This window comes from Gordonia sp. ALPHA1B1 (assembly GCF_005502615.1).
Classification (GTDB): domain Bacteria; phylum Actinomycetota; class Actinomycetes; order Mycobacteriales; family Mycobacteriaceae; genus Gordonia; species Gordonia hongkongensis.
Genome location: NZ_SCOC01000006.1, coordinates 53645 through 68302, shown reverse-complemented (window position 1 = coordinate 68302; position 14658 = coordinate 53645). Strand labels below are relative to the sequence as shown.

At 60.1% G+C, this 14658-nt stretch carries 7 protein-coding genes; 5 read left to right on the top strand and 2 right to left on the bottom strand.

The window, feature by feature from the left end; translation table 11 throughout:
- Nucleotides 1-31: 31 nt before the first annotated feature.
- The 5 genes from FFS52_RS05675 to FFS52_RS05655 are packed head-to-tail and all read left to right on the top strand — an operon-like array spanning nucleotide 32 to nucleotide 8477.
- Nucleotides 32-2467, top strand: a complete 2436-nt coding sequence (locus FFS52_RS05675) for a class I SAM-dependent DNA methyltransferase (RefSeq protein WP_137809115.1) — start codon at nucleotides 32-34, stop codon at nucleotides 2465-2467.
- Nucleotides 2464-3708, top strand: coding sequence for a restriction endonuclease subunit S (locus FFS52_RS05670; RefSeq protein WP_137809114.1), 1245 nt, complete (start codon nucleotides 2464-2466; stop codon nucleotides 3706-3708). Before FFS52_RS05675 ends, FFS52_RS05670 begins: the two co-directional genes overlap by 4 nt.
- Entirely contained in the window at nucleotides 3705-4646 is a 942-nt protein-coding gene (locus tag FFS52_RS05665) for a GIY-YIG nuclease family protein (RefSeq protein WP_137809113.1), read from the top strand. The genes FFS52_RS05670 and FFS52_RS05665 overlap by 4 nt, the downstream gene beginning before the upstream one ends.
- The gene (locus tag FFS52_RS05660; protein WP_137809112.1) at nucleotides 4643-7717 is read left to right on the top strand and encodes an HsdR family type I site-specific deoxyribonuclease; all 3075 of its coding nucleotides are present in this window, start codon (nucleotides 4643-4645) and stop codon (nucleotides 7715-7717) included. Before FFS52_RS05665 ends, FFS52_RS05660 begins: the two co-directional genes overlap by 4 nt.
- Nucleotides 7704-8477: a SprT family zinc-dependent metalloprotease gene (locus tag FFS52_RS05655; RefSeq protein WP_137809111.1), complete on the top strand. Its 774-nt coding sequence runs from the start codon at nucleotides 7704-7706 to the stop codon at nucleotides 8475-8477. The genes FFS52_RS05660 and FFS52_RS05655 overlap by 14 nt, the downstream gene beginning before the upstream one ends.
- Before the next feature lie 80 nt (nucleotides 8478-8557).
- Here FFS52_RS05655 and FFS52_RS05650 read toward each other — a convergent pair whose 3' ends face one another.
- Entirely contained in the window at nucleotides 8558-10723 is a 2166-nt protein-coding gene (locus tag FFS52_RS05650) for an AAA family ATPase (protein ID WP_137809110.1), read from the bottom strand.
- Nucleotides 10724-10812: 89 nt separating this feature from the next.
- The gene (locus FFS52_RS05645) at nucleotides 10813-14631 is read right to left on the bottom strand and encodes an AAA family ATPase (protein ID WP_137809109.1); all 3819 of its coding nucleotides are present in this window, start codon (nucleotides 14629-14631) and stop codon (nucleotides 10813-10815) included.
- Nucleotides 14632-14658 lie beyond the last annotated feature (27 nt).

The window sequence follows — 14658 nt, the reverse complement described above, 5'->3', positions numbered from 1 at the left end:
AACACCCTAGTGTTTGTGGAAGGCCGGTGTCGTGGCACTGAAGAAGTCGGATCTGTACTCATCGCTATGGGCGAGCTGCGATCAGCTGCGCGGAAGCATGGACGCAAGTCAGTACAAGGACTACATCCTGACGCTGCTATTCGTGAAGTACGTCTCCGACAAAGCCAAGGCCGACCCGAATAGCCTCATCGACGTACCGCGCGGCGGCTCTTTCGACGATCTCCTCAAGGCGAAGGGGTCGGTCGAGATTGGTGACCGCTTCAACAAGGTCATCGCCAAACTGGCCGAAGCCAACGAACTACGCAACGTCATCGACCTCGCCGACTTTAACGACGAGGAGAAGCTCGGCAAGGGCAAGGAGATGCAAGACCGGCTCTCAAAGCTGGTCGAGATCTTCAACGGTCTCGACTTTCGCGGTTCCCGAGCCGAGGGCGATGACCTGCTTGGCGATGCCTACGAGTATCTGATGCGGCACTTCGCCACAGAGTCGGGCAAGAGCAAGGGGCAGTTCTATACGCCGGCCGAGGTGTCGCGAGTCATCGCGCAGGTCGTCGGGATCGGGCCACACACCAGACGCGGTGACACCGTTTTCGACCCCGCATGCGGCTCCGGATCGCTGCTACTCAAAGCCGCCGCCGAGTCACCGCATGGCATGAGCATCTACGGGCAGGAGAAGGACTTCTCCACCTGGGCGTTGGCCAAGATGAACATGATCCTGCATGGCAATGAGATTGCCGATCTCGCCAAGGGCGACACCATCACCAACCCGCAGTTCCTCAAGGGCAACCGCCTCGAACGATTCGACTATGTGGTGATGAACCCGCCGTTCTCGACGAAGTCATGGAGCAACGGCCTCGAGAACGAGTACGGGCGCTTTGAATACGGTCGTCCTCCAGAAAAGAACGGCGACTACGCCTTCTTACTCCATGCTCTCGCGTCCCTGACGAGCACGGGCAAGGCGGCCATCATCATGCCGCACGGCGTCCTTTTTCGCGGCCACGCCGAAGCTGTAATCCGCGAGCGTCTACTTCGACACGGGTTCGTCAAGGGGATCATCGGGCTTCCTGCAAATCTGTTCTACGGCACAGGAATACCGGCCTGCATCGTTGTCCTCGACAAGGAGAATGCCAGCGCACGCACCGGCGTCTTCATAATCGACGCGTCCAAGGGGTTCATGAAAGACGGGCCCAAGAACCGTCTGCGCAGCCAGGACATCCACAAGATTGTCGACACCTTCACCAATCAGCCTGAGATTCCCCGATACTCGCGGATGGTGCCGTTGCGCGAAATCGCCGACGCCAAGAACGACTACAACCTCAACATTCCCCGCTACATCGACTCGTCCGAACCCGAAGACCTGCAGGATCTCGACGCCCACATCAACGGCGGTATTCCTAACAGGGATCTCGATGCCCTCAGTGACTACTGGGGGGCGTTCCCGAGCTTGCGTAAGCAGCTCTTCAAACGTAACCGGGCTAGTTACAGCGACCTACGCATCGACGTCGGCGACGTGCAGCAAGCGATCCTCGATTCCGACGAGTTCAAAGCGTTCGCAGAACGTGCGCAGGCCATTACGACGGACTGGTTCACCTCGCATCGCGCCCGACTCAGCCACATCACCGCCAACACCAACCCGAACCACCTAATCACCGAGATCGGTGACGATCTTCTGCGTAGCTTCGCTGACGTGCCGCTGGTGGACGAGTACGACATCTACGAGCAACTCATGACTTACTGGCACGGGGTCGTGCACGACGATGTCTTCCTCATCATGAGCGACGGTTGGCTTGACGCGGCCAAGCCCCGCCAGACCATCGACGACAAGGTCAGGAAGCTATCCGAGACACCCGATCTCGTGGTTGGCAAAGGGCGAGGTGCCGCCAAGTACAAGATGGACCTCATCCCGCCGGCACTGATCGTCGCCCGGTACTTCGCTGCCGAGCAAGCTGAGGTCGACGAACTGAATGCGGCTGCCGATGACGCGACTCGAGCCGTCGAAGAGTACATCGAAGAGAACGGTAACGAAGAGGGCCCGCTCGCCGAAGCAATGGAGGACGGCAAGGTCACGAGGGCGCTCGCGAGTGCGCGCTTGCGGAAAGCCAAACGCGAAGGGGCGGAACCCGACGAAGTGGTGGCCTTGCAACAAGCGCTAAAGCTGTACGACGCCGAGGCGGACGCGAAAAGGGCATCCAAAGATGCGCAAGCTGAGTTGGATCAGGTGACGCTGAACAAATACGGGGACCTGACCACCGGTGATGTCAAAGCCCTTGTACTTGATGACAAGTGGCGGGCTACGGTGGCCTCACGAGTCATCGGCGAGGTCGAAAAGCTAACCCTCGATCTTGTTGCTCGAATTCAGAAGCTAGGCGAACGTTACGAGGAGACTGCCGAGAAATTAGACGCGGAGTTCGGAGATCTCGATGCTCGAGTCATCGCTCACCTCGCTGATCTTGGGGTAACGAGGTGAACCTGCGGTTCAACACCACTATTGGTGAAGTACTCGAGGGGCTGGGTGGCTCGTTGAAGACTGGTCCGTTTGGTACCACCCTCAAAGCCTCTGAGTATGCCGAGATTGGCGGAGTCCCTGTCGTGTCAGTCGGGGAGGTGGGGATGGGCTCGCTCAGAATCGGTCCGGCCACGCCAAGAGTTGGGGAAGAGGTATTGCGACGTCTCCCCGAGTACGTTCTTCAGAAGGGCGACATCGTATTTGGGCGTAAAGGCGCCGTGGATCGGTGCGCCCTTGTCCGTGAAAACGAGTCTGGGTACTTTCTGGGTTCTGACGGAATTCGGCTAAGGCTGCCCCCCAGTATCGATTCTGAATATCTTGCATCCGAGCTGCAGTCAGCGCAGGTCTGTAATTGGCTCCGGGCCAATTCGCTGGGCACCACTATGCCATCCTTGAACCAGGAGATCCTGAGGCGAGTACCAATTCGGTTGCCTGCGTTGGTGGAGCAGCGGCAGATTGCCGAGACCCTTCAAGATGCGGACAATCTGATCTCCTCCATCGAACGCCTCATCGCCAAGAAGCAGGCGATCAAGCAGGGCATGATGCAGCAACTCCTGACCGGCCGTACACGGCTATCGACGTACTGTCGGCAGTGGGAGGACAGAGCGGCAGGCGATATCGGGGAATTCAAGGGTGGTAGCGGTTTTCCGATTCGCTTCCAAGGGGAGACATCGGGCGAGTATCCGTTCTACAAGGTGTCCGATATGAACAGCGCACACAACGGACTCTTCATGACGGTCGCTAGCAACTATATATCTGAACACCAACGGAAGCAGATTAGTGCTGTCGTCATGCCGGCGAACGCGATAATTTTCGCGAAAGTCGGCGCCGCTGTATTTCTTGAACGAAAGCGCATTCTAACGCGCCCAAGTTGCGTAGATAACAATATGGCCGCATTCACGGTAGACGAGACTCGCGCTGATGTCCGTTTCATTTACTACCTGCTCGAATTGTTTCCAATGAGTTCGCTGGTTGCAACCGGCGCCTTACCATCGCTGAATGGTCGCCAGTTGCGGTCGATTCCTCTTTCACTACCGTCTGATCTCGCAGAGCAACGGGCCATCTCCAGTGTTCTGACAGATGTCGACGCTGAGCTGGAAGTGTTGAGGGCTCGGGCAGCGAAGGCCCGCGACATCAAGACCGGGATGATGCAGCAGTTGCTGACTGGCCGCACCCGCCTGCCCGTGGAGGCTGGATCGTGAGCGCTGGCAAGTCGGCCCGGCTGTTCCTTGCTGACGGCACGCCAGGAGGGTTGCTGACGGCAGAGATCATGAACTGGACCGGTCACGTCGTGGCGGCCCCGCGTTCAGATCTGGCGGCGCTGTTGAAGCGACCCGAAGCGTCGCGCACGGGCATCTACATACTGCTGGGCGATGATCCGGACAGCCTTGGTGGGCAGGCCGCTTATATCGGTGAAGGTGATGACGTCAGCAAACGCCTGTACCAGCATGCGCGGCCAGAAGGTCAGAACGGCAAGGACTTCTGGGATCGAGCCATCGTCCTCACGAGTAAGGACGCGAACCTGACCAAGGCGCACGCCCGGTACCTGGAGAGTCGTTTCATCACTCTCGCGATGAGGGCCAGTCGAGCACGGCTGACGAACGGGACCGCTCCGGCGCCGATTGTGTTGCCCGAGGCTGATGTGTCGGATATGGAGTACTTCATCGAGCAGGCCAAGATCGTGCTGCCGATCTTGGGGGTGAACATCTTTCGGTCCCCGCGGACATCCGCAGCATCGGCTTCTGCATCTTCTGGGGGTGGTCGCACGGACTCGCCGCTGTTCGAGATGACGATGAAGAAATCTGGCATTAGCGCGACCGCACAAGAGGTAGATGGGGAGTTCACCGTGCTCGAAGGCTCCCAGGCGCGTTCCGCGTGGATAGGGGCTGCGGGTCACAACTACGTCGGGTTGCGCACAAAGCTAGAGAACGATGGCACGCTCGTATCGTCGCCAGACAGCGCCACGACGGTTTTCACTCGGGACCACGCCTTCTCCAGTCCGAGTGCAGCGGCCGCTGTTGTCGCCGGCCGGAACGCCAACGGCCGTCTCGAATGGAAGGTGCAGGGCACACAGACAACCTATGGCGAATGGGAGTCCGAGGGGCTTGAGGAGGCCATGAGCGAGGGGGGCCGGTCATGAGTGATGTTGGTCAGAGGGAACGAATCACGCAGAAACGCGTGGTAAACCTCCTCGACAAGAAGCTTGGCTACGACTACCTCGGCAACTGGGCTGCCAGGACCGGCAACTCCAATATCGACGAGGCGATGCTCATCGCGAATCTCCGAGCACGAGGTTACGGGAAGAACCTCATCACTCGTGCACTCGATCGACTCGGGAAGGCGGCAGCGGTCGGCGCCGGCCACGACCTGTACGAAGCGAATCGTGAAGTCTACGGTCTGCTGCGCTACGGCGTGAAGGTCAAGCCTGGCGTCGGGGAGCAGTACGAGACCGTCTGGCTGATCGACTGGGATGAGCTTGAGGCAAATGACTTCGCCGTCGCGGAGGAGGTGACTGTCCTCGGTCAGCACACCAAGCGCCCGGATATCGTGCTCTACGTCAACGGCATCGCTCTGGCCACCCTCGAACTCAAGCGGTCCAAAGTTGCCGTGTCCGAAGGTATTCGACAGACAATCGGAAACCAGTCACCGGACTTCATTCGACCGTTCTTCTCCACCGTCCAGTTCGTGTTCGCAGGCAATGACGTCGAAGGACTTCGGTACGGTCTGATCGACACGCCCGAAAAGTACTGGCTCACATGGAAAGAAGCCACTCGCCGCAAGGTCGGACCCCTCGATAGGGCGCTCCTGCAGATGTGCGAAAAGCACCGCTTCCTGGAACTCATCCACGACTTCATCGTCTTCGACTCGGGCGTGAAGAAGGGCCCCCGCCACAACCAATACTTCGGGGTGAAGGCCGCCCAAGAGCGCATCGCACAGCGCGAGGGCGGCATCATCTGGCACACCCAAGGATCCGGCAAGAGCCTCACCATGGTCTGGCTGGCCAAATGGATACGCGAGAACCAACCCGACGCACGAGTGCTCCTCATCACCGACCGCACCGAACTCGACGAACAGATCGAGAAGGTCTTCCACGGTGTCAACGAGGACATCTACCGCACCCGCAGCGGCGCCGACCTCATCGCCACACTCAACAACTCCGAAGAGTGGCTGATCTGCTCACTGGTGCACAAGTTCCGTGCCCCTGACTCCGACCGCGAGGACGACGAGGCCACCGCCGAGTTCATCCGGGAACTCAACGCGAAGATCCCGAGGAACTTCAAGGCCAAGGGCAACATCTTCGTCTTCGTCGACGAAGCCCACCGCACCCAGTCCGGCACAATGCACGACGCCATGAAAGAACTGCTGCCAGAGGCAATGTTCATAGGTTTCACCGGCACCCCGCTGCTCAAGGCCGACAAGGCCACCAGCCTCGAAACCTTCGGGTCTTTCATCCACACTTACAAGTTCGACGAAGCCGTCGCAGACGGCGTTGTCCTCGATCTCCGGTACGAAGCGCGCAACATCGAGCAGCACCTCACCTCTCCGGAGCGGGTCGACCAGTGGTTCGAGGCCAAGACCCAGAACATGACGGATCTGTCCAAGGCCGAGTTGAAGAAACGCTGGATGACGATGCAGAAGATCGCCTCCAGCGAGCCACGATCTCGCCAGATCGTCAACGACATCCTCCTCGACATGGAACTCAAACCGCGCCTCAAGAACTCACGCGGCAACGCCATGCTCGTCGGCGAGAGCATCTACCAGGCCTGCCGCCTGTACGAACTGTTCTGCAACGCCGGCTTCCAAGGCAAGTGCGCCATCGTCACCAGCTACATCCCCAACACCGGTGACATCGCGAAGGAACGCTCCGGGGAAGGAAAGACCGAGAAGCTGCGGCAGTACGAGATCTACCGCCGCATGCTCGCCGACTACTTCAACGAACCGGCCGACAAAGCGATGAGCAAAGTCGAGCAGTTCGAACGCGAGGTCAAACGACAGTTCGTCGAGAACCCCGGCCAGATGAAGCTCCTCATCGTCGTCGACAAGCTCCTCACCGGGTTCGACGCACCATCGGCCACCTACCTCTACATCGACAAGAAGATGCAGAATCACGGCCTGTTCCAGGCGATCTGCCGCGTCAACCGACTCGACGGCGACGACAAAGATTACGGCTACATCGTTGACTACCGCGACCTGTTCAAGTCACTGGAATCAGCGATCCACGACTACACCGCGGAAGCGCTCGACGGCTATGAGAAAGATGACATCGAGGGACTCCTCACCGATCGGATCAAGAAGGCACGCGAAGATCTCGACGAGGCGCTCGAGCACATCCGAGCACTCGTCGAACCCGTGAAGCCACCCAAGGGCACCTACGAGTACCAGCAGTACTTCTGCGCCAAGGATCAAGGCGACGCGAAGCAACTCAAGGACAACGAACCTAAGCGGATCATGCTTTACAAAGCAGTGTCGGCGGTCACCAGCGCCTATGCGAACATCGCCGGCGACATGGCCGAGGCTGGGTACACGAAAACCCAAGCAGCGCAGATCAAGAAAGAAGTCGCCAGCTACATCAGCATCCGCACCGAGGTCAAACTCGGCGCCGGCGAGAACGTCGACTTCAAACAGTACGAAGCCGGAATGCGCTACCTCCTCGACACCTACATCCAGGCAGACACATCCAAGGTCGTTGCGACCTTTGAGGACAAGGGTCTCATCGAACTCATCGTCGAGCTTGGCCCGGACGCACTCGGCCTCCTTCCAGCCGGTGTGCGAAGTGATCCGCAGGCTGTGTCCGAGACGATCGTCAACAATGTGCGCAAGATCCTCACCGACGAACGCATGATGAACCCCAAGTACTACGACCACGTCAGTGACCTCCTTACCGCGCTCATCGAACAGCGGCGGAGGGAGGCGATCGACTACGAGAACTACCTCGCCGAACTCATCGAACTCGCGCGCAAGGCACGGCCCGAGCGCGAGAGCCCGATCCACACGGGACTCCAGGCACTGATCGACAACCTCGGCGACGACCAACTCGCCAGACGAATCGATATCGTCATCCACGAGGTGAAGCCTCACGGTTGGATCGACAGCAAGCTCAAGCAGCGACTCGTACGAAATGCGATCAGAGCCGAGTTGTCAGCCGACTTCGGAGAGGACGAGTTCGACGAACTCATGGCAGTGGTGAAGGCTCACGATGAGTACCACTGACCAGTCGACAGATCCCTCTGTTTCTCCCGGCTACCTCACCGTCCGAGACATCGAGGTAGACGTCGAGTTCAAAGACGTCAAGAATCTCCACATCGCAGTCGAACCACCGCTTGGCCGGGTACGCGTAGCCGCACCCTTGAGTCTCACCGAGGACCAAGTCAGACTGGCTGTGCTTCAGCGATACTCGTGGATTCGCAAGCAGCAGGATCAATTTCGGAACGCACCTCGTCAATCTGAGCGGGAGATGACAACCGGCGAATCCCACTATGTATGGGGCCGTCGGCTGCGCCTCGCTGTGATTGAGCGACCGGGGCGGCCACACTTCGAGATCAGCGGTGATCGGTTGTTGCTCTACACCAATGGTGAGATGTCGCCCGATCAACATCGTCAGCTACTCGACCAGTGGTACCGACAACAACTCCGACACGCTCTGCCTCCGTTGATCGATACGTGGGAGAAGCGTCTCGATGTCGCCGTCCCCAGATGGAGCGTGCGACGGATGAAGACCAAGTGGGGCTCCTGCAACCGCGAGACTCGCCACATCTGGTTCAATGTTGAACTTGCGAAGAAGCCACCAGAGTGCCTGGAGTACATCGTCGTTCACGAGATGACCCACTATTTCGAGCGTGGGCACGGACATCGATTCATCGAGCTCATGGACGCTGAATTGCCCGAATGGCGTAGCCGCAGAGCCTCGCTTAACGCAGCCCCGCTTGCGGATGAGGAGTGGCTGCCCGGTGTGAAGTCCAGTCAGACTTGACGCCGGGCACTCCGGGCCGCATGCTGCTGCGTACTCGTGCGAGGTCCGCTTGGAGGTTAAACCAGTGGTCCAGCAAGCCACTAGTCATGCTTGGCGAAGAATCCGGGCGGCATCGAAGCCCGTAACGAGCGGTATCGTGATGCCGTTCGCTCGACCTCCTCGCCGAAGCTAATGAGTTCCGGATGCACGGGAATCGCCGACCTCGCGGCTTCGTCCGCAGATCGTTGGATCTCGGCGATTCTCTTAGTCTCGTCCTTGGGGAACAACCCCCGGGACGTCAGATAGTCCTTGATGCTGTTGCCGGAGACGGCTGGGTCATCATGTTTGCGCCACTCGTGAATGAGGTTGTCCCACTTGGGCAGCTTCTTGCGTGGTGGAAACAGCTTTTCCTCGGGCAGGTAGCAAACGATGTCGGGGCGCGTGAGGCCGATGATGCGAAGACGGTTTAGGCAGCCGTTGGACAGGGCAAGGTCACCGAGTTGGTGTAGGTACTTGCGTTCGCTGTTCTTGCCACCCGTGCGAAGCACCGTCAAGTTTCTTTGTGCGTCTTCGATTGCGCCGATTTCAGCAAGATCGACTGCCTGTTGCCAGAGGGGGGCGATTCGCTCATGGTCGAGGTTGTCCAATACGACCAGGATATCGACATCCGTGCCGTCGAGCAGGAGCCGTGCTTCCGCGAGAGAATGCGCTGCTTTGGCACCATGCATCGGGAATAGGCCGGCGATCGCTCGGTCCAGCGAATCCCGCAGCAGGCTCCGGAAAACGATCTCGTCATGGGTCCCTTCGACCACTACGGCGACGTTCATGAGCGTATTGAGTTCCGGTGCAGACAAAGACAGTTCAAGTTGAGTACGCTGTCGGGATTCCGAGTCGAGCACGCTGAGTGTTGTCGGACGTATTGCGGTGGTGCCACCACTGCGGTCGGCGTGGACGGCGTGTACGCGAGGGTTGGCGAGCATGTAATGGGAGTGAGTCGAGACGACGAAGGCCATCCCCTCGCGTCGACCGATCCTTGAGAGGATTTCAGGCAGATTTCGAGCAACTTGGACGTGGAGGCCCCGCTCAGGTTCATCGCACAGGAACAGCATTGGCGCATTGGACGACCGCAGTAGTGCTACGTCAGTGACCAGCGACGCCCAGCGGTGCTGTGTGTCTGAGAGCGCGGAGAGGGGCAGGGTCCGCTGGCCGTCGGTCGTGCCGCTCACCCATTGAGGAGTCTGTCCGGTGAACCAGTCCGGTGGACTGCCAACGTGGAACTGGAGGTTGATCCCGGGAAAGAAATCCCCCATGTCGGTGCGTGCGCGATCCTCGATCCGGGCAAATTCTTCAAGAAGGTCTTCGGCGACACTGCCTTGCTCGTCGATGGCAGGTCGGGATTCGGGTATTCGTTGGGCGAGTACTGTTTGGATAGCGGCGCCTGGGGACTTTGGGGCGTCGTGTAAGCCACCGCCCACTATGTCGACTACCGGAATCGAGATGCTACAACCCAACGGAAATAAGGGAAATGGTAGCCACTCGGGGACGTGCTGGCGGTCGAGGTCGACACGCTGCGCGTAGTCATGTGCGATTAGAAGGGCTTGTGGGTAAGTGAACTCCGTAAGGTCGAGCTTCTCACCGCGCGCGGTATCCTCGATCGCCCAACGCATTTCGGTATCCAGGATGCTGGATATCCAGACGTCCCAGGCGGGGTTTTCGGCTGTTCCGGTGGCGACTAGTGTGTACACACCCTCGTCGCACACGGCGACCAACTGATCTACGAATTTCTTGCCGGCCGGGCTGCTGAGCCGACCCGCACGCAATCGAACGTAGCGCTTGGCCAGTTCCGATAGCCAGGCGGTCTCAAGCGCGTCCTGGTCGGGATCGAACAATTCCTCGACGGGTGCATCTTGCGATGCGAGTTGTTCGCCGCGTTCCGCCGCCAAAGCAGCCATGAGTCCTTCCCATATCGCTCTCGTGAGCGCGCAGCGGAACACGTCGTCATCATCAAGGTCCGTCAAGTAGAAGTGTGTATGTGCAACGGGGAGGGGCATCAGCTTTCCCAGTGCAGTGTCGGGCTCGTGGGTGTCGAGCCGGACCCCTGTGAGCGCCGACTGGATCAACTTCAGTATCCACGTTTTGCCAGCGCCATTGAGACCGTACACAGCCTGGACACCTTCATTGAGTTCGATGTGAACGGTGTTCTCCACAGGTCCGGCATGTCCAACGCTTACCCCGAGTACTTCATAGTGTTGATTCCTGATGGACATTGCTGCTTTCTCCTTCTCGGCCTGGGATCTGGCCAATGTGGCCCACAAATAATGGACAGTTGTCAGGGCCGGCCTGCTGCGGCCCGCGGCTAGGTCTCGCGACTTCTCCGCTTGCCCGCGACCTTTTTCGTGGCCCGCCGTCCACCGGAGCGGCGTCCGTCCGTTGTTGCTGATTCTGAAGCGGGTTGGACCCGGAGCACAGAAGAAGCGAAGATCAACCACGCTTCGGCGTTGGCACCTTCGAGATCGTCAGTCCACATGAGGGTGCCCCGTGGTCCGCCGCCTTGGTCGTGGGGGAGGATGCCGTTCTCGGCGTACCACGTCTTCTTGAGCTCCCACTTGCGTGCGTAATCGGGCATGTCGAGCATGCCGGCGTGCTCCCAGTACACGACCTGTCCGTTGCCGAGCGCGATGGTGAAATCTGGGTGGATGACGCGGCCGTCGCTTCCCGAAAGGGGCTCCTCGTAGACCCACCGCCCAGGGACAAGTCGGTCGAGCAGGCTCGCGATGATCACCTCGTTCTTCGAGGCCATCGGTATCCCGTTGGCCGAGATATGCATTAGTTTGCGATCGAAACGGCGCTTCTCACCGCGTAATTCGAGCTGAATCGGTTCGGGTGCCGTGAAGAGATCAGTGAGTCGGCGCGCGGTCTCCGACCGCGACGGGTGGGTGAGTTGGCGGAGGTCGTCGAGGGTCCCGTTATGGATGATCACGACGCGGTCCTTTTGTCGTGTCAGCGCAGTGTAGAGCAACTCGCGTGAGACGTTGGCGCGGGCGGGAAGCACGAGGAAGGTGGTGCCGAATTCGGAGCCCTGCGACTTGTGAACTGTTACTGCCCAGGCGAGTTCGAGCATAGGGTCGTCGCTCTTGGAGGGCCAGTAGGAGTAGTGGAAACCCGGCTGCGAGGAAAACTCGACGTTCAGAGGCAGCTTGTCCTTTGGGACTGTCGACGCGGGCACTGTGCGGCCGATTCCAACCCCGATCTCACCGTTGGCTACGTAGTTCAGCGCTCCTTCCTTCGGCCGAGCGGACAGCTTCCGGTTGATGGTCTGCATCACTTTGTCGCCGCGGACGATCAGTTCAGGGCCGATCGGTTTCGGTATATTGCCGCGCTTGGTATAACGGTGGGCCCAGGCAACGTCCTCGGCCCGGTAGGTCCGCTTGATGTGTCGGTTCAGTTCGACTGAGCCGAACGCCCTTGACCGCGTGGGTGAGAGAATCTGCCAGTTTTCACACCGCGCGCCGGCTCCTGGCTCCCAGTTGAGGTATTTCCCGTTGAGTACGGCGCCGTAGGTGAGGGCGAACGCTCGGGCGGGGTCGGGGTCGCCTGTGAGATCAAGGTTGCGTTCCAACTCGTCAGTGAGCGCCTGGATCGGTGTCCGTTCGCCCCATTGAACGTAGCGCACTGTGGGAAGGTCGGGTTGCTTGCTGAGTTGCGTCCAGATGGACTCGTCGGCTGCTCCCTTGGTGTTACCGCCGAACCAGGCAGCGAGTTCGAGGTCATGGCGGTCGCCGTGGCTGCCGTCTGGGAGTTGTCGACGCGGCACCTGAAGCTCGACGTAGCCGGCCGCGACATGTACCCAAGATGCAAAGCTCTCGGGCCGGATCTTGGTAACTAGGTCGACGAACGGTCTTCCTGCCCCGATGGGCGGAAGTTGGCGGGGATCGCCGACGAGGATGAGGCGGTCTACATGTGCCAGTGAGTCCAGGGTTGCCGCGAGCATCTCCTCCGTCAGCATGGAAGCTTCGTCGATCACGACGAGACTGTGGTGATGCCGCGGTTGGTCGTCACCGCGCACTATGTACTGGCCAGTGTCGGGGTCGTAGCGGTGTGTGGGGAGTAGGTGCGATGCCAGGGTCTTGGCGGTTAGGCCCACCTTCGACGCGAGTTGGACCTTCGCCTTGCCGGTAGGGGCAAGCAGGAGAACGCTTCCCGGTGCCGGGTTGAGGTGCTCGACAAGGGCACGCAGGAGTGTCGTCTTTCCAGTACCCGCAGGACCGATTAGCACCGACAGCGGTGAGTCATGCAGAGTCGATAGACCCTCCGACTTCTCCGTCCGCGCGCGTTCTTCGAGGCTGTCAATCGCGCCGGAGACGGTCGAATTGCGATCGAGGGCCCGGTCGAGGGCCGCACGGGCGTCGGCGATCGGGCCCAGCGCTGCGTGCCCCTGCTGCTCGGTGATGCGGTCGCGGATCAGGTTTGCGGTCGCTTCGAATCGAACGAGCTTGAAGGCGGACGTACCGTCGCCCAGTTCGGTGGTGGTCAATGGTGACCAGATGCCCTGATCAGCATGATCATCGATGCCGTCGGCGTCGAGATCCAGCCCTGGCAGGATCGTGGTCGTCAGGTTCGGTGGCTGGGACAACTCTTCCGCGTTCGCCAGGTCAAGCGTCTCACCTTCTGGAAGAAGTGTGTCGCCTTGCGCTCCGGCCCGTTCGAGGACATCGGTGAGCAGAGCTTCGATGCGTCGGCGATCGAGATGGTCAGCGATCGAGACGCTGTCTGGGAGTGCCGGTGTCCAGGTGACGTGTGTGGGTGGGAAGAGTGCGCGGTCGATGGTCGTGAATGCGATGTGATCGGGTTGGCTGTAGGTGCAGATTGCCGCGAAGTATGGGTTGTCGAGCAATTCGGGAAGAGTCAGCTCGATGTCGGTGTCGCCAGCGAGCAGCATTTTCGCCTGGCCGGTGGAGATATCGAGCGCTGCCAGCAACTGGAGCGTGTCTCGGCGATCGCGTGGCAGCTTCTGCCAGATGCGAGCTTGCGTCTGACCGATGTGGCGGCGGACCGCTGCGCTGGTCGACTGGGGGTCGAGGAGGACCTCGTGGAGGACCTGCCAGGTGTCAACGCGGTCTCCTGCTTCGTCGAGCACGGCGCGTGCCCCCGCGTAGGGCTGCTGCACTCCGAGAATTGACAGCAGAGCAGGCAGGCCCGGGGTGGGCCCGCGCATCTGCCATAGTCGTTCGATTTGTTCGTCGAGCCACTGCAATCCCGACTCGGGCAGTTCAATGCCGAGTTCACGCATTCCTTGTGTCGCGGCCCGCAATGAGGACAGAGCTTCGATCGCTGCGTCATCGGATAGGTGCTCTGTGACGTAGGAAAATTCAGTGAGACGGCCCGCCGGTGCCCAGGCTAGTGCGGACTCGATGTTGACGCCATTGTCGTCGAGCGCCACGAGCTGCTGGTAGGGCAGCAGGATCCCGTCGGCCATCTCTGGGCGCAGGGAGTGTTCGACGATGGTCTCCCACATGGTTGAGGTGAACGGCGGCTGGCCGGCGCTTTGCCACATGCGCGGCGGTTTGACCGCGGTGACCCGGGCTGCGCCAACAAGTAGGCGGTCGGTGCGCTGGTCTTGGAGCGGAGAGTGCTTGAGGTAGGTGAACACCAGCGAGTCCCCGGGATTAACAGGTTCGAAGAACGCGTCGATGATCGCGCGCTGGTTGTTGCCGTCCATCACCCACACCGGCGAGCGGCCCAACGCGCGGTCTGCAGCGTCCTCGGCTTCCGGACTGAACCTCGGCACTCGTTCATGCCCGATCTCCTGGGCAAGGGACTCACGGCTCAGCCACCGGAACGGGACTGCCTCGAAGGCGTATCCGGGCAGGGAGACAGGGGTGTCGAGGAGTGTGCCCTTGAGGGGGCCGCTGTTGCGGTAGGGGTGTTGCTTGACGACGGTATAGCCGTCGGGGGACATGAACATGGCGCGTTCACTCAGGCACGGCAATCGTCGCGTGTCGAGCCTTCCAATGTCGATTCCGGCATTGCCCCGCTCGTAGGCATCGTTTCGTTCGGCGCCGATCGACGTGAGCAATACACATGACGAGTTGTCCAGCGGATCGTCACACACAAACTGATCCCACGGCCGGTCGCGCCAGGGCACACGCATGGACAAGTGCTCAGTTCCTGCCATGCTGCTGTCTTTACCACGTCGAATCGG